The organism is Devosia naphthalenivorans (genome assembly GCF_003056355.1).
GTDB lineage: Bacteria > Pseudomonadota > Alphaproteobacteria > Rhizobiales > Devosiaceae > Devosia > Devosia naphthalenivorans.
On record NZ_PYVW01000015.1, the window covers coordinates 73,661 to 94,852 of the forward strand.

General features: G+C 61.2%; 21 protein-coding genes. 10 read left to right on the top strand and 11 right to left on the bottom strand.

The window, feature by feature from the left end; all coding sequences use genetic code 11:
* Nucleotides 1-156 precede the first annotated feature (156 nt).
* The 3 genes from C8264_RS16945 to denD are packed head-to-tail and all read right to left on the bottom strand — an operon-like array spanning nt 157 to nt 3,027.
* Nucleotides 157-1,254: a Gfo/Idh/MocA family protein gene (locus tag C8264_RS16945; protein ID WP_108462166.1), complete on the bottom strand. Its 1,098-nt coding sequence runs from the start codon at nt 1,252-1,254 to the stop codon at nt 157-159.
* A 46-nt stretch (nt 1,255-1,300) separates the two neighbouring features.
* Nucleotides 1,301-2,044, bottom strand: a complete 744-nt coding sequence (locus C8264_RS16950) for an SDR family oxidoreductase (RefSeq protein WP_108462167.1) — start codon at nt 2,042-2,044, stop codon at nt 1,301-1,303.
* Nucleotides 2,041-3,027 (bottom strand): D-erythronate dehydrogenase, encoded by a 987-nt coding sequence (denD, locus tag C8264_RS16955; RefSeq protein ID WP_108462168.1) that lies wholly within the window; start codon nt 3,025-3,027, stop codon nt 2,041-2,043. The genes C8264_RS16950 and denD overlap by 4 nt, the downstream gene beginning before the upstream one ends.
* A gap of 290 nt (nt 3,028-3,317) precedes the next feature.
* Between denD and C8264_RS16960 the strand changes: the two genes are divergently transcribed.
* Complete coding sequence (locus tag C8264_RS16960; RefSeq protein WP_108462169.1) at nt 3,318-3,689, top strand: response regulator; 372 nt, start codon at nt 3,318-3,320, stop codon at nt 3,687-3,689.
* A gap of 29 nt (nt 3,690-3,718) precedes the next feature.
* The gene (locus C8264_RS16965; RefSeq protein ID WP_108462170.1) at nt 3,719-4,942 is read left to right on the top strand and encodes a PQQ-dependent sugar dehydrogenase; all 1,224 of its coding nucleotides are present in this window, start codon (nt 3,719-3,721) and stop codon (nt 4,940-4,942) included.
* A gap of 8 nt (nt 4,943-4,950) precedes the next feature.
* On the opposite strand, the gene C8264_RS16970 is transcribed toward C8264_RS16965, so the two are convergent.
* Nucleotides 4,951-6,309, bottom strand: coding sequence for a sensor histidine kinase (locus C8264_RS16970; RefSeq protein WP_162783712.1), 1,359 nt, complete (start codon nt 6,307-6,309; stop codon nt 4,951-4,953).
* Nucleotides 6,310-6,483: 174 nt separating this feature from the next.
* Between C8264_RS16970 and C8264_RS16975 the strand changes: the two genes are divergently transcribed.
* Nucleotides 6,484-6,744, top strand: coding sequence for a DUF6894 family protein (locus C8264_RS16975; protein ID WP_108462172.1), 261 nt, complete (start codon nt 6,484-6,486; stop codon nt 6,742-6,744).
* A 314-nt stretch (nt 6,745-7,058) separates the two neighbouring features.
* On the opposite strand, the gene C8264_RS16980 is transcribed toward C8264_RS16975, so the two are convergent.
* Entirely contained in the window at nt 7,059-8,978 is a 1,920-nt protein-coding gene (locus C8264_RS16980; protein ID WP_108462173.1) for a hybrid sensor histidine kinase/response regulator, read from the bottom strand.
* A gap of 277 nt (nt 8,979-9,255) precedes the next feature.
* Here C8264_RS16980 and C8264_RS16985 point away from each other — a divergent pair, with 277 nt between their 5' ends.
* The 3 genes from C8264_RS16985 to C8264_RS16995 are packed head-to-tail and all read left to right on the top strand — an operon-like array spanning nt 9,256 to nt 12,158.
* Complete coding sequence (locus C8264_RS16985; RefSeq protein ID WP_245893312.1) at nt 9,256-9,747, top strand: putative pterin-binding protein; 492 nt, start codon at nt 9,256-9,258, stop codon at nt 9,745-9,747.
* On the top strand, nt 9,744-11,117 hold the full coding sequence (locus tag C8264_RS16990; protein ID WP_108462175.1) for a sensor histidine kinase: 1,374 nt from the start codon (nt 9,744-9,746) through the stop codon (nt 11,115-11,117). The genes C8264_RS16985 and C8264_RS16990 overlap by 4 nt, the downstream gene beginning before the upstream one ends.
* 3 nt (nt 11,118-11,120) lie before the next feature.
* Complete coding sequence (locus C8264_RS16995; protein ID WP_108462176.1) at nt 11,121-12,158, top strand: response regulator; 1,038 nt, start codon at nt 11,121-11,123, stop codon at nt 12,156-12,158.
* A 264-nt stretch (nt 12,159-12,422) separates the two neighbouring features.
* Here C8264_RS16995 and C8264_RS22960 read toward each other — a convergent pair whose 3' ends face one another.
* On the bottom strand, nt 12,423-12,593 hold the full coding sequence (locus tag C8264_RS22960) for a YjiS-like domain-containing protein (protein WP_108462177.1): 171 nt from the start codon (nt 12,591-12,593) through the stop codon (nt 12,423-12,425).
* Nucleotides 12,594-12,789: 196 nt separating this feature from the next.
* Between C8264_RS22960 and C8264_RS17005 the strand changes: the two genes are divergently transcribed.
* The gene (locus C8264_RS17005; RefSeq protein WP_108462178.1) at nt 12,790-13,239 is read left to right on the top strand and encodes a universal stress protein; all 450 of its coding nucleotides are present in this window, start codon (nt 12,790-12,792) and stop codon (nt 13,237-13,239) included.
* Between the two features lie 72 nt (nt 13,240-13,311).
* Here C8264_RS17005 and C8264_RS17010 read toward each other — a convergent pair whose 3' ends face one another.
* Nucleotides 13,312-14,103 (bottom strand): phytanoyl-CoA dioxygenase family protein, encoded by a 792-nt coding sequence (locus tag C8264_RS17010; RefSeq protein WP_108462179.1) that lies wholly within the window; start codon nt 14,101-14,103, stop codon nt 13,312-13,314.
* A 295-nt stretch (nt 14,104-14,398) separates the two neighbouring features.
* Between C8264_RS17010 and C8264_RS17015 the strand changes: the two genes are divergently transcribed.
* Nucleotides 14,399-16,573 (top strand): esterase-like activity of phytase family protein, encoded by a 2,175-nt coding sequence (locus tag C8264_RS17015; RefSeq protein ID WP_108462180.1) that lies wholly within the window; start codon nt 14,399-14,401, stop codon nt 16,571-16,573.
* 76 nt (nt 16,574-16,649) lie between these two features.
* On the opposite strand, the gene C8264_RS17020 is transcribed toward C8264_RS17015, so the two are convergent.
* Nucleotides 16,650-17,612 (bottom strand): NAD(P)H-binding protein, encoded by a 963-nt coding sequence (locus tag C8264_RS17020; protein WP_108462181.1) that lies wholly within the window; start codon nt 17,610-17,612, stop codon nt 16,650-16,652.
* A 97-nt stretch (nt 17,613-17,709) separates the two neighbouring features.
* Between C8264_RS17020 and C8264_RS22765 the strand changes: the two genes are divergently transcribed.
* On the top strand, nt 17,710-18,285 hold the full coding sequence (locus tag C8264_RS22765; protein WP_281261462.1) for a LysR family transcriptional regulator: 576 nt from the start codon (nt 17,710-17,712) through the stop codon (nt 18,283-18,285).
* Nucleotides 18,286-18,410: 125 nt separating this feature from the next.
* Entirely contained in the window at nt 18,411-18,608 is a 198-nt protein-coding gene (locus C8264_RS22770) for a hypothetical protein (protein WP_281261463.1), read from the top strand.
* 28 nt (nt 18,609-18,636) lie between these two features.
* Here the strand turns inward: C8264_RS22770 and C8264_RS17030 are convergent, their stop codons facing one another.
* Genes C8264_RS17030 through C8264_RS17040 form a run of 3 tightly spaced genes read right to left on the bottom strand, consistent with a single transcriptional unit; the run spans nt 18,637 to nt 21,184 of the window.
* Nucleotides 18,637-19,644 (bottom strand): ABC transporter substrate-binding protein, encoded by a 1,008-nt coding sequence (locus C8264_RS17030; protein ID WP_108462182.1) that lies wholly within the window; start codon nt 19,642-19,644, stop codon nt 18,637-18,639.
* Entirely contained in the window at nt 19,641-20,390 is a 750-nt protein-coding gene (locus tag C8264_RS17035; RefSeq protein ID WP_108462183.1) for an ABC transporter ATP-binding protein, read from the bottom strand. The genes C8264_RS17030 and C8264_RS17035 overlap by 4 nt, the downstream gene beginning before the upstream one ends.
* Nucleotides 20,387-21,184 carry an ABC transporter permease gene (locus tag C8264_RS17040; protein WP_108462184.1) on the bottom strand — a complete coding sequence of 266 codons (798 nt, stop codon included), beginning with the start codon at nt 21,182-21,184 and terminating at the stop codon, nt 20,387-20,389. Before C8264_RS17040 ends, C8264_RS17035 begins: the two co-directional genes overlap by 4 nt.
* Nucleotides 21,185-21,192 lie beyond the last annotated feature (8 nt).

The following is a 21,192-nucleotide window of genomic DNA, read 5'->3' on the forward strand; positions in this document are numbered from 1 at the left end:
CACGGAATAACTGAAACTACCCAGCATCCGATTTTCCCGCTGTGCGGCGGTCTTCGCCTACCGCAAAAAAGCGGTAAGCGCCTGTTCGGCAAACTTCACGACAAATTTATGTCCCTGTCCGCCCCGGATTATATTTGTGTTAAGTTTTATTCACAGCTAGGCGAGGCGGCCATCCACCAGCGAGTGCGCAAGCGGCGCCGGTCGTTCCACGGGCGTGGCGATTTCAATCACCGAGCCCGACTGGGACGACTTCTCGAAAGCCTCCATAACCTCGAGCACATGCAGCGCAAGATCGCCGCTGGCGCGGTGAGGACGGTCGCTGGCGATGGCGTGCGCCATGTCGGCCAAGCCGATGGAGCGGTAATTGCCATTGGCATAAGGCATTTCAGTGTCCACGCTCTGCCACTCGCCGCCTTTTTTCAGCATCTCGATCTGCCCGCCGAAGAAATTCGGATCGGGCACCACAAGGCTTCCCTCGGTGCCGTAGATCTCAAGTGGCACATGCTTGTGCGCGGCAACGTCAAAGCTCATGGTGATCTGCACCACGGCGCCGCTCACAAACATCAGCATGCCCGATACATGGGTTGGCACATGCACAGGGATGATTTCGCCATTGCGCTCCTTGGAGGTGATGGTGCGTGTGTCGCGCAGCATGGAGCCCATTCCCGACACCTTGGCCACGGGCCCAAGCAGGTTCACGAGATCCGTGATGTAATAGGGCCCCATGTCCAGCATCGGGCCGCCGCCCACTTCGTAGTAGAAGGCGGGATTGGGGTGCCAGCGCTCGTGGCCGGGGCACATGAAATAGGCCGTGCCACCAACCATCTGGCCAAGCATGCCGTCATCGACGATCCGCCGTGCCGTTTGGTGCGAGCCGCCCAGGAACGTGTCCGGCGCCGATCCGACGCGGAGCCCCTTGGCCTTGGCGGCTGCGATTAATTTCTGGCCCTCGGAAAACTCGACGCCCAGCGGCTTTTCGGAATAGACGTGCTTGCCCGCCTCGATGGCCCGTAGGCCCACTTCGACATGGGCCTTGGGAATGGTGAGATTGAGGATGATGTCGATGGAAGGATCGGCGAACAACTCGTCGATCCCCACCGCCTTGAGCCCGAACTCGTCGGCCCGAGCCTTGGCGGCGGCTGGGTTCATGTCCGCTACGGCGCGGATGTCCAGAATAGGAAAATCCTTGCTGGCCTTGAGATAGGCGGCCGAAATATTGCCCAGGCCAACGATGCCGATACCCAGCTTGTCCATAATCTGTCTGTCTCTTGAATTGATGAGGAATAACTTGGTGGGCCGCTTAGCCGCGGCCGACGAAAGGCATTTTGGTCGCCATGATGGTCATGGAGAGCACATTGGCCGACAGGGGGAGCGACGCCATGTTGACCACCGCCTCCGCCACCAACCTCACGTCCATGGTTGGCTCAGGCGCGGTCGAGCCGTCCGCCTGCAGCACGCCCCTGGACATTCTGCTCGTCATGTCGGTGCCGGCATTGCCGATATCGATCTGCCCGCAGGCGATGTTGAACGGGCGGCCGTCGAGCGCGGACGACTTGGTAAGCCCGGAGATCGCATGCTTGGTGGCCGTATAAGGCGCCGAGTGCGGGCGCGGCGTCATCGATGAAATGGAGCCATTGTTGATGATGCGGCCGCCCTGGGGGTCCTGCGCCTTCATCTGGCGGAACGCGGCACGGGTGCACAGGAATGCACCGGTCAGGTTCGCGCCGACAATTTGGTGCCAGACAGCGACATCGAGTTCGTCGATCGGCACTGCTGGTGCCGACATACCGGCATTGTTGACCAGGAGGTCGAGCCGGCCATATTTCGCAACGATGGCGGCAAACAGGGCATCGACCTCATCGGCCACACCGATGTCGGCGGCATGGATGAGCACGTCTCCGCCCAATTCGGCCGCTGCCGCTTCCAGCACCTCGCGCCGCCGGCCGGTCATGGCAATTTCATAGCCGGCTTTTAGAAGTTCTCCGGCAATGGCCTTGCCGATCCCGGTTCCAGCGCCTGTGACCAGCGCTATGGGCTTGCTCATGGAAGCCTTCCTTCCAATTCGTCGTCGATATGCGCCTGGATGATCTCGCTGAAGGATTTTTCCGCGACAAAGCCCAAGGCCAGCGCGCGCTCAGGCGCGAAGTCATAGGGCCAGCCATCGACAATCTTGATAATTCTCTCATCGGGTTCACGGCGGATCAGGCGCACGGCCTTTTCACCCGCCACCTGGCGCAGAGCCTCGATCTCGTCGGCGACCGTTGCCGAAAGCCCCGGCATGTTGAGCGTGCGGCGGGTGCCCAACTGCTGCAGGTCGATGGAAGCGCCGTGCAGCAGGAAGCCAATGGCGGCGCGCGGGCTGGCGAACCAGTGGCGCACGCTTTCATCCACCGGCAATACCGCCTCCTGCCCCACCAGCGGCTCGCGCAGGATATTGGAGAAGAAACCGGATGCCGCGGCGTTCGGCTTGCCAGGCCGAACACAGATTGTGGGCAGGCGAATGCCGATGCCATCGAAGAACCCGCGCCGGCTGTAATCGGCCAGCATCAGCTCGCTCATCGCCTTTTGCGTGCCATAGCTGGTCTGCGGAGCGGTGATGAAATCGTCGTGGATCGGCTCGGCAAAGGGAGGGCCGAACACCGCGATGGACGAGCAGAACACTACGCGCGGTCGGTAGGGCTGCTGCTGGCCTTCGGTGCGGATTGCCTCAAACAATGCGCCACTGCCGCCCAGATTGATGCGATAGCCCTTCTCGAAGTCGCTTTCGGCTTCGCCTGAAACCACAGCTGCCAGATGGAAGATGATGTCCGGTCGAGACGACACCAACCGTTGCGCGTTGGAAGGATAGGAAAGATCGGTCACCACATTGGTGGTTTTACCCGTGAAGCCTTCTGGCAGCGGGGAATCCACAACGTCCGACAGGGTGAGTTCGGTGACCTGCTGGCCTGCCAATTCGCTATCGCGCACCAAACGAGCCACGAGCTTGCGGCCGATCATGCCGGCAGCCCCGATAATTAAAATATGCATAAGACACCTGGATGAGTGATCTGGAAGGAGGCGGCTGGCCCGCTCTTGTGGTCTCGTTGTCGCTATGATTCCGCAGCAGTTTCACACGCTGCATCGCCAAGGGCTAGCCGCCGAACCGGTTTGCCGTCCATTCTTGCGCATTGATGAGGTACGATCATCTTGTCGCCATTGGCGATAGGTTCCAGCAAAACTGTCACCTGGCGAAGTTGTGACGCATCCAATCCGCGTGAATTGGCGTTGCGCCCGACCAAACCGGTCGCTGCGTGCACGGCCAATCGCAAGGCGGGCAAATGGACAAATCAGAAATAACGGTACTGGTCGTCGAGGACGAGCCGCTGGTGCTGATGAGCACGGCAGATTTCCTGCAGGACGAGGGCTTCACCGTTCTTGAAGCTGCCACCGCCGACGAAGCCATCGTTCTGCTCGAGAACAACCCGCAGATTTCCATCCTGTTCACCGACGTCGACATGCCCGGCACCATGGATGGGCTAAAGCTGTCGGCAGCCGTCCGCAATCGCTGGCCACCGGTCAGGATCGTGGTCACCTCCGGGCACAGGATTGTTGATATCACCGAATTGCCCGATGGCGGGGTGTTCTTTTCCAAGCCCTACCGGCACCACGAAATTGCCGCTTCCTTTCGCGAACTGATGTCAGGCGCCTGAGCGTTCCTGCCGAGATGAGGAGAGACCGCATGAAAACTCGTATCCTGCACTGTGCCAGCGCATTGGCTCTGACGCTTGCCGCCGCATCCCCTGCCTGGGCGCAGAATGGCTCGGCCGAAACGCAACCGCCCAATGCGCAAGACCAGGAGCCGCAGTCACCGGACCAGACCCGCGCACCAGAGCCCAGCGAACCCGCTCAGGTGGAGCAGGAAACAGTCGCCACCGGTCTCCCGCAGTTGTGGGCCCTGGAGTTCCTGCCCGACAACAGCATGCTGGTGACGGCTAAATCAGGTGCCATGATGATTATTGCGGCAGACGGCACGCCCGGCCCCGAAATCGAGGGTGTGCCGGAAGTCGATGCCGCGGGCCAGGGCGGGTTGCTGGACGTGGCACTCGCGCCCGACTTCGAAACCAGCAACCGGATATTTTTCTCCTTCTCGGAGCCCCGCGACGGCGGCAACGGCACCTCCGTCGCGTCGGCCACCCTTGTGACCGATGATGCCGGCGGTGGGCGGCTGGAGGATGTCGAGGTCATCTTCCGGCAAACGCCAACCTATGACGGCAACAAGCACTTCGGCTCGCGCCTGGTCTTCGGGAACGAGGGCGAGCTCTACGTCACGGTTGGCGAGCGCTCCGACACGCCGATCCGCGATCAAGCGCAGGATATTGCGAGCGGGTTGGGCAAGGTGTTCCGCATCGACCAGAACGGTCAGGCGCTTCCCAACAATCCCTTGATCGATCAAGAAGGCGCCCTGCCCGAGATCTGGAGCCTGGGGCACCGCAACATGCAATCGGCAACACTGGATGGAGAGGGACGCCTGTGGACCGTGGAGCACGGACCCAAGGGCGGGGACGAACTCAACATGCCTGAGGCTGGCGTCAACTATGGCTGGCCCGAAGTGACCTACGGCATCGACTACAGCGGGGAGCCCATCGGGGAAGGCATCACGGCCAATAGCGAGACCACCCAGCCAATCTATTATTGGGACCCGGTGATCGCGCCATCTGGCATGGCCTATTACGAAGGGGATGAATTCCCCAGCTGGCAGGGAGCGTTCCTGGTGGGCGGGCTCGTCGCGCAGTCCGTCGTCGTGCTGCATATGGAGAACGACCGCGTCGCCTTCGAGGAGCGCGTGCCGCTGGATGCCCGTGTTCGTGACGTCAAAGTGGGGCCGGAAGGCGCCGTCTATGCCGTCACCGAGGATCGCTCCGGCAGTTCCGAAATCATCCGGTTGACCAGCGCTGCCGAGTGATCTTGCGATCAGTCCGGCGCGACTATGCCCTCGCCGAGCACGAAGCGACATCGGACGCCGGCGGGGTCGAAGAGCAGATTGGTGCTCGAGTTGGGTTGTGAACTCAGTGCGCTCCGGAGCAGGGTCGAACCGAAGCCGGCTTTGTCCGTTTGCACGACCACGGGGCCGCCGGTTTCCAGCCACTCGAGCATCAATCCCTGCTGATCTTGCGCCCACCTGATGAACACGCGCCCTTGCGGAACCGACAGGGCGCCATATTTGAGTGCATTGGTGCACAGTTCGTGGAGCGCCATGGCCAGGCTCGTGGCGACCGTGGTGGCAACCTTGCAGCTTTGGCCCTCTATCACGAAAGGATCGGCCTCGGTGTCGCGGTATGGGGCCACCACGTTGCGCACGATGTCCTGGATATCGGCCGCCGAAACGCTCTGTGGCGTGATGGCGTCCGATGCTGCGGCAAGCGCCTGCAAGCGGCCATGGAAGGCCTTCATCGCGTCGCGCAGCGGACGGTCCCGACGGAATGTCTGGGTTGACAACCCCTGCACCAATCCCAGCAGATTGCGCATGTGGTGCCTGAGTTCGCGCATCACCAGATCCAGGTGCTCCTGCGAGCGCCGGCGTTCGCTGATATCCGAGACAATAGCGATAAAGCCTTCCACGTTACCGCTGGTGCAGACGTTGGGGACATAGACGGTTTCCACGGTTCGTGTCGAGCCGTCCTTGAGCTTCACATCAGCGTCATAGGAAACCCGCTCGCCGGCAAGGGCAGCCTGTACGAAGGGCTTGCGCTGCTCGTAGCCTTCAGGACCCAATATGTCGGCAATGGACTTCCCCACCATCTGCGCCGGCTCGACACCGTACCACTCCAGATAGGTCGAGTTGGCAAATACATAGCGCTCGAAATTGTCCACATGGGCGATCAACACTGGGACGGTGTCGGTCACCAGGCGCAGTTCGCGCTCACGCTCAAGAAGTTTCTGTTCGGCTTGCTTGCGCGCTTCATTGTCCACCATTGCGCCAATGAAGCCTGTGAATGCGCCATCGGCATCCAGTTCCGAGGTGGCCGTGTCGAGCACCCAGCGGTAGCCGCCCGACGCATTGCGAAGGCGATACTCGACCTGATAGTTCGAACCTGCGGCCTTGGCGGTGTCGAAGGCCAGCGAAACCAATGGCCGGTCGTCAGGATGAATGGCCTGAACGAAGCCCCAACCAAAGCCTTCTTCCCTGGCGAGGCCGGTAAACTCCGTCCACCCCCTGCTCAACTGGGTACAGGATCCCACGGCGTCGCAGCTCCAGATGACGGTCGGCATGGAGGCCCGCCTTGGCAGCAGATCGGACAGATTTTCGGAAAGCCCCTTAAGTACCGCCAAGGTTCTACCTTCTATGGAAAGCACGCCCACCAGCGACTATGCACAGGCATGGGGAACGGGCAACCGAAATGGGGCGCCGTTCCCATTTCGCGGCATGCTAACTGGCCGATCCGCCGATGGATACTGACTTGATCTGGAACAATTTTAGGCCTTGCGCCTTGTGGATCGAGATGGATGCAGAAGATGCCAAAATTCTACTTCGACGTCATGGAGAACGGCCAGCTCACCTTTGACCAGGATGGGCTCGAGCTGGAGGACGCCGACCGGGCGCACCGGGAAGCGATCAAGACGATCGCGGATATGGCAGCCGAGAAGATTCCGCTCGACGGTGCGCTCAAGTTGACCGTGGCAGTGGCGGACGAGAAACATCGCATCCTGTTCCGTACGCAGGTGTCCTATGAACCGGGCAAGTTGGAGCAGAGAAAGTTGAAGTAGGCGCGGAGCAACTTGCGCGCACTTCCAGCGCAGCAGCGGCGCTGGCTTGGCATCTGCCCGAAGTGTGTTAATGTCTAAGTAGCGAGACAACGAAAGCACTTCCAGTGACCTTCAGGCCCTCCGACTTGCTGTCCACCTCCCAAACAGTGCAAGCACGGATTGCCCTACAGCAATCCTTGAAGGCCATGATGGACCAGCAAGCCAAGGAGAGCTTCTCCCGCATCAAGGTCTCTCGCAAACTGCTTGCCAGGCCGGTGTTCAAGTTGCGCTAGGCGTGCTCGTAAATGACAGAGTTCAATCAGTAGGCGCTTTAGTCACCCCAAGACGTCCCATATCACCGCGTCCAGTTGATCCTGGTTGAATGGTTTGGAAAGCCTGCGCAGATGGTTGGCACCACCTTCGGGCAGTTCGGCATAGCCGGTGGCAATGACGATGGGCAGGTCAGGCTGGCTCTCATGAATTCTTTCGGCCAGTTGGGAGCCCGTCATGCGTGGCATCGCGTGATCGGTAATGATCAGGTCGAACCCGTTCTTGTCGAACGCCTTCAAGGCCTCCTCGGCTGAAGTGGCCTCGACGACCTCATGCCCCAAATCTTCCAGCATGCTGGCCGTGTTCAGCAAGACCAGGAAGTCGTCGTCTACCGCCAGCACTTTCAGCTTTCGTCTGGTCGGGCTGGCTGCGGTGCTGGCCCTCACATGTTGTGCGTTGGACATCTGCTCAGGTGTTGCGGCCGGCAGCCAGATCTCGGCCGTGGTTCCGGCACCCTTGGCACTTCTGATGACCAGCCGCCCGCCCGATTGCTCGGCAATGCCATGCACCATGGACAGTCCCAATCCAGTGCCCTTCCCCACGCCCTTGGTGGTGAAGAACGGTTCTGATGCCCTGGCGAGGGTTTCGGCATCCATGCCTTCGCCGTCGTCGACAACCCTGAAACGCACATATTCGCGCGCATCGCCGCTCTCATTGGGCAGCAAAGCTGAAACGGCATCGGCCTCGATGCGTATCACGCCGCCGCCCGGCATCGCGTCACGCGCGTTGACGGCCAGGTTCAACAGGGCGGTGGCAAGCTGATTGGGGTCGGACAGGGCGGATGGCAGCTCAGGCGGAATGTCGACTGCAAGTTCGATGGTCGCACCAAGAGAGCCCGCCAGCATTTCCCGTATGGAACCAACCAGGGCCCTAATATCGACTGGTCCGATCTCCATCTGCTGGCGCCTGGCGAAAGCAAGCAGGCTGCGGGTCAGGCCCGCGCCGCGTTCCGCACCCTGCTGGGCATTGTCCAGCAACCGGTGCATCTGCGGATCGTTCGGCAGCCGCTTGCGCAGCAGTTCCAGGCTGCTCATGACGGCCATCAGCAGATTGTTGAAGTCGTGCGCCACGCCGCCGGTGAGTTGGCCGATGGCTTCCATCTTTTGGGACTGCAACAGCTGCTCGCGTGCCTCATCAAGCTGGCGCTGTGTTGCCATCTTTTCCGTGATGTCACGGGTGATCTTGGCGAAACCGATCAGGGACCCGTCGGGGTCGCGAATAGCGTCGATAAGGACATGGGCGAAAAAGCGGGTTCCATCCTTGCGGACGCGCCATCCTTCCTTCTCGAACTTTCCGGTTGTCCGCGCAATCTCGAGTGCCCGGTCCGGCGCACCTTCGGCGATGTCTTCGGCCGTATAGAACTGGCTGAAATGGCGGCCGACGATCTCCTCGGGAAGATAGCCCTTGATGCGTTCGGCGCCAGCGTTCCAGTTGGTGACGATGCCTTCCGGGCTAATCATGTAAAGAGCGTAGTCCGTGACGCCGAGCACCAGATGCCTGAACATGTCCTGCGAGCGCGCAAGCTCCAGCTCGGCCGCTCGCCGTTCAGTCAGGTCGCGGGTGATCTTGGCATAGCCGATGAGCTCACCGTCGGCATCCCTGACCGTATCGATAATGGCGTGAACCCAGAACCTCGACCCGTCCTTGCGGATACGCCAGCCTTGCATCTCGTAGCGCCCGTGCCTGGCGGCTTCGGCGAGTGCCCGCGCAGGCAGACCAGCGGCCAAATCTTCTGGCGTATAGAACACCGAGAAGTGCTGTCCGAGGATTTCTTGTTCCGTGTATCCCTTGAGGCGCCTTGCGCCTGAGTTCCAGCTCGCCACCCGACCTTCCGGGGTCAGCATGTAGATGCCGTAATCCGTTATGGCGTCGAGCAGAATTCGGTGCTGGTCAGCCGATGCTGCTTCTTGATTTATGGTTGTCATGGCGCCAACGTACCATCGGCCCAAAACGCCACAAGCGTAAATTTCAGCGCAGCGATGACCACCAAGGTCGCACTGCCGCCGACCTGCCTTGCACGCCCACCAACACCCAAACAGGTGGTACGTCATAAAAAATGTAGCAGAATGTTTCGCACAAGGGTAGTATTGATACCGGCTCTTCTTGCGCCATCCGGCTGTCAACAAGAACGGGCGGAGCTTGACTGCAATGTTCAAGAAAAAACGTTGGGTTACAGTCAGGAAGTTGGGCCCGAGGATTGCCTTGGCGGGCCTGGCTGCGCTGGCGCCTGGGTGGAGTGCCGCATACGCCCTCGACCCCCTGCCCCCGCCTCAAGGCACCGTCATCCTGGTCGTCAGCGGTAATATCGAGGTGACGAACGCTGGCGAAAACGCGGAGTTCGACCGCGAGATGCTTTACGCTTTGGGCATGTCCCAGGTCGAAACTACAACATCATGGACCGACGACACGCAGGTTTTCGAAGGGGTGCTCGCGCGCCTGGTGCTCGATCGTGTCGGTGCGTCCGGGACGCAGCTGGTGGCGACAGCCCTCAATGACTTCGTTGCTCCAGTGCCGATGAGTGATTTGCAGAAGTACGATGTGCTTTTGGCAACCATCATGAACGGCAAGCAGATGGAAATCAGCGACAAGGGACCGATCTGGATCGTTTACCCGCGCAACGACAATCCCGAGCTGCAGGACACCAAGTACAATGACCGGTGGGTCTGGCAATTGCGGGAACTGAGGGTGGAATGAACTTCAGGCCGTATGTGTCCCGGCGGTTTCTCGTCGCCTTTACGGCCATGGTCATTCTTTTCGTGCTGCTCGTCAGCGCCTCGGTTCGCCTGGTCCACAGCGAGGGCCAGTTCAGTGACGACATCACCGAAGACATGGTCTGGCTCGCCAGCCAAGGCCAATACGAAGCCGTAAGGCTGGCCGATGCCCTGGCGGGCTACGCGAGAGGCGATGTGGACCGGGACGGGTTGCAGCTGCGCCTCGACATCCTCGTCAGCCGCATTCTCATTCTCGAGCAAGGCGAACCTCGGCGCCTGATGGAGGCGCTGGGGCACTCACATGATCTGGATGGCTATCAGCACGTTCTGGATCTATCCGCGCAAACTCTGGAGGACCTCGACCCGCGGGACGCCAACCGGATCGCCGAGCTGCGCACGGGCATATTCAGCCTTGCACAATCGCTGCGCGATGTGTCCAACGCGGCGCTGCTTGCCAAGCGCGACCGCGATGCGCAGTTGCGGGATTTGCGCCGGCGCACCCTGTTCGAAATACTGTCCACCCTCGTCGCCACCATGGTCACCGGCCTCATCCTGGCTGGTGTGGTGGTCAGGGACCAGCGCAATATGGCCAATGCGGAGGCGGCTCTCGAGCGGGAACGGCAGATTTCCAAGCTGCACCGTGCCTTTATCTCGGTGGTTTCGCACCAGTTCCGAACGCCTCTGGCGATTATCGATGCTAGTGCGCAACGCATGATGCGGCGCGGCGCACTGATGCGATACGAGGAAATCTCGGCCCGCGCGGAGAAAATCCGCAATGCCTGCCTGCGGCTCACCCGCCTGATGGAAAGCACGCTCAACGCGGCACGACTTGAGGAGGGGGAGATCGGCTTCACGCTACGGCCCTGCAATCTGGAAAGCCTGTTGCAGGGCGTTTGCGAAAGCCAGCCGGAGCAGGACCAGGATCGCATCAGGATCGAGCTTGGAGACCTGCCCCAATGGCTGCAGGCCGACACCACGCTGCTTGAGCAGGCGGTGCAGAACCTGGTTTCCAACGCCCTGAAATACTCTCCTGAGGGCTCGACCATCACAATACACGCCCAAAGAACGGGGACAGAGATAGAGATCAGCGTCACCGACCAGGGTGTGGGTATTCCGGCTGACGAAATTGGCTCCTTGTTCCAGCGATTTTTCAGGGCCCGCACGGCGCAAGGCATTCCGGGCACCGGCATCGGGCTCAATTTCGTCGCGCAGATCATGGTGCTCCATCGCGGTTTCGTCGACGTGAAGAGCGCCGAAGGCGAGGGCTCAACTTTCACACTGCGTTTTCCCTACCGCCCCACTGGCTCACTCGCTTCCCCCCTGCCCCATGCAGTCCCGCAACCAGCAAGCTGAGCCATGCCCACCACCATCCTCTGCGTCGAAGATGAAGCCGATCTCCGCTCCGACATCTGCGAGGAACTCGAGGCTGCGGGCTATACCGTCATCGAAGCCGGCAATGGCCGGGAGGCGTTCGATCTGATCGCCCAGTCGCGCCCGGACCTCGTGCTTTGCGACATCACCATGCCTTACATGTCGGGGATCGACCTGCTGCATCGCGTGCGCGAGCAACCCGGTCTGGGCGACCTGCCGTTCATTTTCCTGACCGCCCTTGCAGGACGCCGCGATGTCATCGCGGGCAAGGCCGCAGGGGTGGACGACTATCTCACCAAGCCCATCGATTTCGATCTGATGCTCATCACCATTGCCGCGCGGCTCGATCAGGTCGCGCGGGTCAAGGGCGTGGCAGCACTCCGGCAGGACACCACCGCCAACGAAAGCATCCGCTCGGCGCTGATGGGTGCGAACGAAGCGCTCAATCGGGTGGCCGTGGGCGTATTCCTGCTCGACGAGCAGCGCAAGGTGCTGTTTCGCAACAAGCGCGCCGAGGAACTGCTGAATGAAGCCGACGGCATCTCGCTATCGCGCGAGGGATTGCTGCGCGGTGAAAAGCCCCAGCAAACCCAGGCTCTGCGCGATATCGTTGACGCAGCGATAGCGCGTGCCGCATCCGGCACCCGCCAAGCCACCGAGGCCGTGGCCCTCACCCGCAGTTCCGGCCGGCGCTCGCTGTTTGCAGTGGCGTGCCCCCTGGGGCGAGGTCCCGCCAGTCCAGGCGAGCCGATGGTCGGCTTGTTCGTCACCGACCCGGAACGGCGCCTGAGCGCGGCGGCCGAGGCGGTGGCCCAACTCTATGGCTTGTCGCCCGCCGAAACGCGCCTGGCGCTGGCGCTGGCGCGTGGACTGCGGCTGGAAGAGATCGCCGACGAGTTCGGCATCTCCCGCAACACCGTCAGCTACACGATGAAGAACCTGTTCCGGAAAACCGACACGGACCGGCAAGCCGATCTGATCAGCCTCTTCATAGCGAGCCCAGTGGCGCTGGAGAGTGACTGACGCCTCACGCCTTCCACACCTGGCGTTGCGTCGAAGGGGAACAGCCCCGGAATTCATTCTGCGTGGACCTATTTGACGATGGCTAACGTGCAGCGTCACTCGCACTCGCAGGGCCAAACAGCAGAACGCTAAATTGGGAGGCCTGCCAGCCGTCCAGTTTCGGGGTGAACAGCACCACGCCTATACAAGCAAGCGCAGCGATGTTCATCAGCCGGGGCATACGTCGCCGAAGCGGCTGGCGGACAATAATGCGAGCCATGTTGTTCAACGCGACCCAGCGATTTTGTGGCCGCGGCCCCGCCGCAAATACTCCAGGTCATGGGATGTCACCCCGATGTCACAAAGCAGATCCGGGCTCATTCGGGCAAGCTGGTGATAGGTTGCGCGGTGGCGACGCTTTTCGCGCCAGGCATCAAGAACTCCAAGCAATTTCATCTCCCTAAGTGGAGGCGTCCGCTTAAAGGTTCGGTTTGCGGAAGACCCCACCCGTTTGGGCGGGATCTGGCTTCCCGAAGCGCTGCGGTGAACTCAAGCAATTTGCTCATGGCCACAGGGGTAGCGCCGAGCAGCCCGCTGCCGATATGCTGGCCCCAGAGCCCTATGACGGCGCGTTCGATAAAAGGAAGCAATTATGTTCAAGCATCTTCTGGTCGCTACCGACGGTTCGGAACTGGGCAACAAAGCGCTGGATGCGGCATTGACGATTGCGAAGGCGCATGGCTCCAAGCTCACCGTCCTCACCTCTACCGACCCCATCAGCACGGGCCTGGGCGCTGGGGGCATGGGTACGATCGATACCGGCACCATTTGGGCAAGCCTCGAGGAAGCCCATGCCGAGCAGGCGCGCAACGTGCTCGACGCGGCGCGACAAAAGGCGGCCGCAGCGGATGTCGAAATCAACGCCATCCACCTGCCGCAGCAGCACCCAGCCGAGGGTATCATCAGAGCTGTAGAAGAACTTGGCAGCGACACCATCGTCATGGGCTCGCATGGGCGGCGTGGCCTCGAGCGGGTAATCCTTGGCAGTCAGGCCAACGAAGTTCTCACCCGCTCCAAAGTTCCGGTACTGGTCATCAAGTAAGCAAGCTCACCCACGGCTTGCAGTCGCAGCTTGCGAGATGCCGGCCAGGATCAGATGTTCCTGGCCCAATAGCTATATTGTCAGCCCGCAAGCCCGGCGAATAGCGACCTGAACCGGCGACGGCGGCGAAGCGGGATCAAACTCCCCCTTCGGCAACAATGGCGGTTGCGCCATGAAGCGCGGCCGGGATCCCCGGTGCGGCTGTGCCGAATGCACCAGGAACGGATGGCACAGATAAACCGTGCCCTCGTGCCCAGTCGCCAGAACTTGCTCGCACTGTTCAGTGGACGCAAACCCGTCCGCTGCCAGCGCTTGCAAGGTCAGCCCCACATCACCATGCGGCAGCAATTGCCGCGCAATATCGGCATGTGACCCAACGCGGATTCTGGTGGGCGCATCGTCAGGGCCCACATCGGAGAACAGAAAGAGCATCAGCAGGGCCCGCCCACTGCTTTTCACATTGATGCGCCACTGCATGAAGTCGGCGTTGTCGGTGCCTAAACTCATATCCACGTGCCAACCGGCGTCGCCGGGATCGTTCGGCGAGGGAAACCTGATGGGAAAGCTGCCCAGGCCTTGGGGTTTTACCCAGCGGCCTTGCCCAACAAGCGCGTCATAAGCCTGGTGCAGCATCGGCGTGTTTGCGGCAGCAACGAAAGGGGGAGACGTCATCGATGCGATGCGGACTACCGGTCTGGTCCAGCCCTCTGGCCTGTCCGGCGCGAGACCCATCGCGGCCCAAAGCTCGTCCCGGCACTGACGCGCCAGGCCGGGGTCAAAGGCACCTTGGAGTTTGAGGTAGCCATGATCAATGAAGTTTTCGATCTCAGCCGTGCTGAGGCCAGGATGAGCAGTGTTTGGCATTGCAATATCTTCCACTTGCCCGCCGAGTGCGGCGGGCTGGCAAATCTGATCGGCGCGTGCGCGCCACGACTTTGGGTCGTTCAGATCAATGGGAAGAACATGGACATCATCATGCGCTGAAGGTACCGAGCTTTGCCGCCATGCACAAGGCCACCAAGAGGCGCGGCTGCCTTGGCCGGCCGTTACCTGGACTGCGCCGCGACTGCGAGCCGCTGTCACCGAAACGTCATGATTCTGTCATGGCGTTGTTCTTTGCCACCCATAAGCGGAGCCCATCTGTTAGGGGACATCGCAAATGCTTGCTGCCAACCGTCTTGGAGCGCTGACAACAGCGCTGCTGCTTTCTTCTACGGGCGTATATGCCGCCGATTACTTCAACCGCGTCGCCAGCTTCCCGGTCGCGCTCAATGCGCCGGACGCAGACGTCACGTCGTCCGAGATCATCACGGCAACCGATGATGGTCTGACCCTGATCTACTCAGACAGCCCCAATGGCGGCATCGGCTTCATCGATATCACGGACCCTGCTTCGCCTAAGCCTGCCGGCTACATGGACATGGGTGGCGAGCCCACCTCCGTGACCGCCATCGGCGGCCAGGCCTATGTGGCGGTCAACACTTCCGAGTCCCTTACCGAGCCGTCCGGCAAGCTGGTCGTAGTGGATATCGCCGCTCAGTCCATCGATGGCGAGTTCGATCTCGGCGGCCAGCCGGATTCGATTGCCCACAACAAGGACAACACGATTCTGGCTATCGCGATCGAGAACCAGCGCGACGAAGAGGTCAACGATGGCGCCATTCCACAGGCACCCACGGGCTTTCTGACCTTGGTGACACTGACCGATGGTGCAGTTGCCCAGGAGAACATCAAGAATGTCGATTTGACCGGCTTGGCCAGCATCGCTCCGGACGATGCCGAAGCCGAATTCGTCGCCTTCAACGACAATGACGAAGTCGCGGTCACGCTGCAGGAAAACAACTACGTTGCCATCGTGGATGCCAAAACGGCAACGGTCATCGGCGGCTTCGAGGCGGGCGAAACCGGCGTTGCCGGGGTAGACACCAAAAACGACGGCAGGATCGATTTCTCGGGCGAAAACAAGAGGGTCCCGCGTGAACCCGATGCGGTCAAATGGCTCGACACCGATCGTCTTGTTGTTGCCAATGAAGGCGATTGGAACGGCGGCTCACGCGGGTTCACCATCTTCAATCGCGACGGATCGGTGATCTTCGACTCGGGCAATGCGCTCGACGTCAACGCTGCCCAGCTGGGGCACTATCCTGATTTCCGCAACAAGAAGGGCGTTGAACCCGAGGGTCTGGAAGTCGCGACGTTCGGCGACACCCAGTATATCTTTATCGCCGAGGAACGCTCATCGCTGGTCGCGGTCTACAAGGACACTGGCGCCGATCCGGAATTCGTTCAGTCGATTCCATCGGGCATCTCGCCCGAAGGGCTGGTTGCCATTCCCGGCAGCAATTTGCTCGCCACCGCGAACGAAGCTGACCTGCGCGAGGATGGCGTGGCCGGCTCCCATGTCATGATCTACCAACTGGCCGAAGGCAAAGCCGGCTATCCCCAGCTCGTTTCCGGCCTCGGCGAAGACGGTAATCCGATCGGCTGGGCTGCCATCTCCGGCGCCGTCGCCGACGCCGAAAAACCTGGCGTTCTCTATGCCGTCAGTGACAGCGTGCTCCACGCCGCCCCGGCGATCTATGAGATCGATGCGACCGCCCAACCGGCTCGCATCGTCAAGAAGACCGTAATCACCCGCGACGGCGAGACCGCGCAGAAGCTTGACCTTGAAGGCATCACCCTTGATGGCGAAGGCGGCTTCTGGCTCGCCAACGAAGGCGACTCGGACAAGCTCGTTCCCCACGCGCTAATCCATGTTGATGCGAACGGTGAGATCCAGGACGAGATCGGCTTCCCGGTCGATCTGCTCGCCGGCCAGACGCGCTCCGGCGCCGAAGGCGTCGCAGCTGTCGGCACCGGGGAAGAAACCACTCTCTGGGTCGCCATGCAGCGCGAATGGGGCGATGATGAAAAGGGCTTCGTGAAACTCCTCTCCTACAAGCCGTCGAGCGAGGAATGGACCGCAGTGCGTTACCCGCTCGAAGCGGCGCCGGATGGTGGCTGGGTCGGCCTGTCGGAAATCACCGTACATGGCGACCATGCCTATATCGTCGAACGCGACAACCAGATTGCTGAAAAGGCCGCCCTCAAGGCCATCTACCGGGTGCCGGTTGCCGAACTTGCCGGGGCCGAACTCGGCGGCGAGTTGCCGGTCGTGAGCAAGGAACTGGTTCGTGACCTCGTCCCGGATCTGGCCGGCAATAACGGCTATGTCGTCGACAAGGTCGAGAGCTTTGCCATCGATAGCGAAGGCAAGGGCTATGTCATTACCGACAATGACGGAACCGATGACTCATCGGGCGAGACCTTCTTCTGGTCGATCGACCTTGAGTAAGGCTCGCCTATAACTGAGCAAAAAAAGGCGGCCGGGTAAAAGCCCGGCCGTTTTGTTTGACGCGTGTTCCTGGGGATCAACTTTCTGAAGCTACAGGCACCCCTACCGAGACAAGGCTATGCCGCACGGCCAGGTCGAGAGGCGTGCTAGGCTCGCCACCCAAGAGTTCAACGAGCCGAGTGTTGTCGAGCCATATGGGGCGCCGCCAAAACGGCGCGATCTCTGATGCCTCACGCGGAAAGCCGCCGAAGGGGGCAAGCAGGTGCATCGCCCACCAGGGAAACCGCGTCACGGGCACATTCCGTCCGACGACCCTCCTCAGGGCCTCGATCATGCCCATCCCATCGGCGTCGTAGAATCCTTCAAACTGCACGCGCTCAAAGGGTGAGAGGCGATGTTCCATTGCCAGCAGTCTGGCGAAAGCGTCCGCAAGGTCAGGCAAGTATGCCCAGCTGTGCCCCGCCCCATGAGCCGGGTTGATGATGCGTTTCAGCGGCTTGCCGGGTTTGATCATAGCTTGCGTAAACCAGCTGGAGCGAACGCCCGGACCGAAGAAATCGCCAGCTCTCAGAATAAGCGAAGGTACATCTGGCGCAGAATCGGCAAGGCGCTGCTCGAGCGCTACCCGAATACGTCCCTTTCGGCTGCGGGCATCCTGCCGTGTCTCCGCAGAGACAACAGGGGTTTTGGCGGGATCGAAATTGTAGATCGTGCCGGGCAGCACGATGCGAGCTCCACCGGCGGCTCGTGCGGCAGCTATCGTATTGTCAATCATCGGCAATACAAGCGTTTCCCAATTGAGATATCCTTCCGGATTTACCGCGTGGACGATAACGGAAGTGCCAACCGCTGCCGATATGACGTGATCCCGGTTCATTGCATCACCCTGTCGCCAGTCGATCAGCGGAGTCGACGCCACGGCAGCCGCTGCGGAATTGCGGGTGAGGCCGCGCACCTGCCAGCCGTCGCGGAGCAGCGCCTTGGCGATAGCACCTCCGATTCCTCCTGTTGCGCCGAGGACAAGGGCGGTTCTGGTCATCTCAGTTCTCGATCTCGCTGTTGCAGTGACCTGAACATGCGCCGGACGCCGCTTGAAAAGAATTGCAAGAACATGGCGAGTCGCTAGTATCTTTTTGATGAGCAAGCTTCGATCCTGGGATGATCTGCAGGCCTTCCTTGCCGTGCTTGAGGAGGGAAGCCTGACCGGCGCTGCCCGGCGTCTTGGTGTATCGCATGCAACGGTCAGGGCACGCGTCGAAGCGCTAGAGGCGACGGTCGGCACGGTGCTCTTCACCCGCTCGGTCAATGGTCTGCTCCCCACCGAAACGGCAGAGTCATTGCGCGAGACAGCTCGAGCCATGGCGACAGCCTCGGAGTTGTTCGTAAGGCAGGCTGCGGCAGCTCCAGGCAAGATCGCCGGGGTGGTGCGGATCAGCGTTTCGGAGTTCATGGGTATCGAGGTCTTGCCACAGATGCTGGCGGAGCTGCGCCAGAGCTTTCCGGATCTCGTCATCGAGTTGACACTCAGCAACGACGTCGCGGATCTGGTGGCGCAAGAGGTCGACATAGCCGTGCGGACATTCCCGCCCAGTGGAGATTCGCTTCAGGGCCGCAAGGTGGGTGCCATACCGCTGGGGATGTTCGCGGCGCCCGACTATCTCAGCCGGCGCGGTACGCCCCTGGTCCTCGCTGACATCGCCGCGCATGACTGATCGGTCCAGACCGTGGCGACCGGGACCTTCAGTTCATTACACATCTCGCTCCACACTTCAGCACCGACCGGCTGGTGTTCCGGACCGATAGCCATCCCGCCCAGGCTGCTGCAGCCCGTGCTGGAGTGGGAATTGCCATAATGCAGGTTCCCTCAGCCTCGCGCGATGGCTCACTTGTTCGCGTGCTGCCGGACCTGACAGTGGCGCACCTGGAAACCTGGGTATTGACCCACCAGAGCCTTAAACGCGTACCGCGAATTCAGGCTGTGATGCGCAGCTTGGCCAGCCAGCTGGCCGACTACAGCAGAACCGGCACTCGTTGAGCGAGATCAAGCCGGGCTCCCAGGACAGTCATGGCTCAATTCCGAGATAGTCGTTCGAATAGTATGCCGAGAAATCGGGCTTCTCACGTACCGCCACGCCATCCCCATCCTTGAGCAGGCCCGCATCAAACAGGAAGTCGCCCATCGCCTCCATCTTGGCTGGGTCGATTGTGCCGATCGTGCCATCCTCGGCCTGCAGATAATGACCATCGATCAGCGCCTGGAGCGAGGCGCGAACGAAATCGCGGTCGAGCAAGGCTTCGGAATTGGCAGCCACCAGAATGTCTGCGGCTTCGTCCGGATGCTCCACGGCAAAAGCATATCCGCGTCGGCTGGCGGAGAGGAAGGCTTCGGCTGTGTCCGGATGCTCGGCGAGATAAGCGCTTGTCGTACCCAGGAAATTGGTGTGCTGGTCGGGCACGCCATAATCGGCGTAGCGAAAGGCGCGTTGGGCCGGACCATCAAGCTCTGCTTTGACGCCCTCCCAAGTATAGACTTCCAGGGTGAAATCGACGGCGCCATTGGCGAGCGCTTCATAGGCGGATGTTCCCAGAGTGACAGTCTCGAACTCGCCCTTGCCGCCGTCGTGACGAATGATCGTGCCGATCAGCGCGGCTTCCCAGCCGCTACCGAAGCCGGCATAGATCTTGCCATCGAGATCGCTGGGACGTTGGATATCGTCCCGGTCGGCTTTGAACACCAGCCGCCCGGTCTCGGTTTGTACCAGCGCATAGGTGGCAACCAGATCGGCTCCGGCCGTGCGTTGGGTAAGAAGACTGATGGAGCCCAGAATACCAAAATCGGCAATGTTGTTGGCCACCAGCGTCGCGGCCGAGGTGTCGGTATAGGGCAGGATTTCAACTGCTACGCCGGCCTCCTCGTAGAACCCCTTGGCCTCGGCGACGAAGAGGCCGATGTGGTTGGTATTGGGAGTCCAGTCGAGCGCCACGGTCACCGGCGTCGATTGCGCCAGGGCGGGCGTGGCGATCAGGGCGGCGCACAGGGTCAGCGCGGCACGAAGGTGCAGCATGATCATTCCTCAAGGTTGAGCAGAGTTTGCAGGATATCGGCTTCGACTTCAGCGAGCGCATGGCTGTTGGCCGGCGTACGCGGGTGGGGCAGCGGAATCTCGTAGTGACGCAGAATGCGCGCGGGACGCGGCGATAACACATAGATGCGGTCGGACAGCAGCACGGCCTCGCGCACGTCGTGGGTGATCAGCAGCACTGTCCAGCCGTGACGCGTCCACATGCCGGAGAGCCAACGCTGCATCCTTGCCCTAGTCAGCGCATCAAGCGCGCCAAAGGGTTCATCGAGCAGCAACATCGAGCTTTCCTGCACCACGGTGCGCAAAAGCGCAGCGCGTTGGCGCATGCCGCCCGAAAGCTGGGCCGGATAATTTCGCTCGAAGCCGGCGAGCCCGAATTCGGCAAAGAGTGGCTGCACAACCGCTCGCGCGGCACTCCGGCTCATGCCCTGCACTTCCAGGCCCAAAGCGGTGTTGTCGATGACGCGGCGCCAGGGCATCAGCGCATCGCGCTGTGGCATGAAGGCGAAGCGGTGGCTGTTCCCGTCGAGCGGCACGCCATCGCAGGCCATTGCTCCCCCATCTCGTGAGAGTGCGCCGGTCAGCAGTTGCAGGATGGTGGATTTGCCGGCGCCGGATGGACCCAGGATGGAGACAAACTCACCCGGACGAACCGAAATGTTGATATCGGCCAGCACCTCGAGGTCGCCGAAGCGCTTGGACACGGCCTTAAGTTCCAGCCGCGGCGCGCTCATGGCTTTGGCTCCTCAAACCGGGCCCATGGCATGGCTGCGCGTTGCACGAGAACTGTCGCACCGAAAAGGCAAAGGGTCAGCGTCGCACTGACGAAAACCGCTGACAGGACCAGATCGGGCCGAAAATTGTTCTTGGCGTTGAGGATGTAAATGCCCAGGCCCCGCACGGCGCCGGCATATTCGGCGAAGATCGCGCCGACCACGGCGTAGGTGATAGAAATTCGCAGGCCCGCGAAGAAATAAGGCAAGGCGGAAGGTAGCCGTGCCGCAACGAAGATGCGCCGCCGCGAGGCGCCCATGGACGCCATGAGCGCTTCGATATCGCGGTCAGTTGAGTCATAGCCCTGCACCAAGGCAACCAGCATCGGGAAGAACGTCACCAGCGCGACCAGCACGATCTTGGGCGTGAGGCCGAAGCCGAACCACAACACAATCAATGGGGCAATGGCGACCAGCGGCAGTGTCTGGGTGATAATGAAGACGGGAAACAGCGCACGCCGGAGTGGGCGAAAGAAGTCGACCAATACCGAGAACAGGAACGCCGCGCACAGCGAACAGGAAAAACCGAACAGCGTCGCCTGGAGGGTCGCCAGTGTGTGGCTAGCCAGAACATCGCGCTGCTCAAACCCCTGGACGAGAACGCGCGAGGGCGCGGGCAGTGCCGTGGGTGAAATGCCTGAAACGCGCGCATAGGCCTCCCAGACGAGCACCAGTGCAGAAACCGACAACACTGCCGGACCGGCGTGCGATATGAGACGCGCAACATCGCGCATGAAGGTAGGACGGATCGGCATGGAAGGCT

Bases quoted from the DNA above. Each gene is read 5' to 3' on its own strand.
- C8264_RS16945 (WP_108462166.1), bottom strand. From the start codon at position 1,254: ATGGACAAGCTGGGTATCGGCATCGTTGGCCTGGGCAATATTTCGGCC.
- C8264_RS17030 (WP_108462182.1), bottom strand. From the start codon at position 19,644: ATGATCATGCTGCACCTTCGTGCCGCGCTGACCCTGTGCGCCGCCCTG.
- C8264_RS17005 (WP_108462178.1), top strand. From the start codon at position 12,790: ATGTTCAAGCATCTTCTGGTCGCTACCGACGGTTCGGAACTGGGCAAC.
- C8264_RS22765 (WP_281261462.1), top strand. From the start codon at position 17,710: ATGAGCAAGCTTCGATCCTGGGATGATCTGCAGGCCTTCCTTGCCGTG.
- C8264_RS22960 (WP_108462177.1), bottom strand. From the start codon at position 12,593: ATGAAATTGCTTGGAGTTCTTGATGCCTGGCGCGAAAAGCGTCGCCAC.
- C8264_RS17035 (WP_108462183.1), bottom strand. From the start codon at position 20,390: ATGAGCGCGCCGCGGCTGGAACTTAAGGCCGTGTCCAAGCGCTTCGGC.
- C8264_RS17015 (WP_108462180.1), top strand. From the start codon at position 14,399: ATGCTTGCTGCCAACCGTCTTGGAGCGCTGACAACAGCGCTGCTGCTT.
- C8264_RS16975 (WP_108462172.1), top strand. From the start codon at position 6,484: ATGCAGAAGATGCCAAAATTCTACTTCGACGTCATGGAGAACGGCCAG.
- C8264_RS16950 (WP_108462167.1), bottom strand. From the start codon at position 2,044: ATGAGCAAGCCCATAGCGCTGGTCACAGGCGCTGGAACCGGGATCGGC.
- C8264_RS16990 (WP_108462175.1), top strand. From the start codon at position 9,744: ATGAACTTCAGGCCGTATGTGTCCCGGCGGTTTCTCGTCGCCTTTACG.
- C8264_RS17010 (WP_108462179.1), bottom strand. From the start codon at position 14,103: ATGCCAAACACTGCTCATCCTGGCCTCAGCACGGCTGAGATCGAAAAC.
- C8264_RS16980 (WP_108462173.1), bottom strand. From the start codon at position 8,978: ATGACAACCATAAATCAAGAAGCAGCATCGGCTGACCAGCACCGAATT.
- denD (WP_108462168.1), bottom strand. From the start codon at position 3,027: ATGCATATTTTAATTATCGGGGCTGCCGGCATGATCGGCCGCAAGCTC.
- C8264_RS16960 (WP_108462169.1), top strand. From the start codon at position 3,318: ATGGACAAATCAGAAATAACGGTACTGGTCGTCGAGGACGAGCCGCTG.
- C8264_RS16995 (WP_108462176.1), top strand. From the start codon at position 11,121: ATGCCCACCACCATCCTCTGCGTCGAAGATGAAGCCGATCTCCGCTCC.
- C8264_RS16965 (WP_108462170.1), top strand. From the start codon at position 3,719: ATGAAAACTCGTATCCTGCACTGTGCCAGCGCATTGGCTCTGACGCTT.
- C8264_RS17020 (WP_108462181.1), bottom strand. From the start codon at position 17,612: ATGACCAGAACCGCCCTTGTCCTCGGCGCAACAGGAGGAATCGGAGGT.
- C8264_RS17040 (WP_108462184.1), bottom strand. From the start codon at position 21,184: ATGCCGATCCGTCCTACCTTCATGCGCGATGTTGCGCGTCTCATATCG.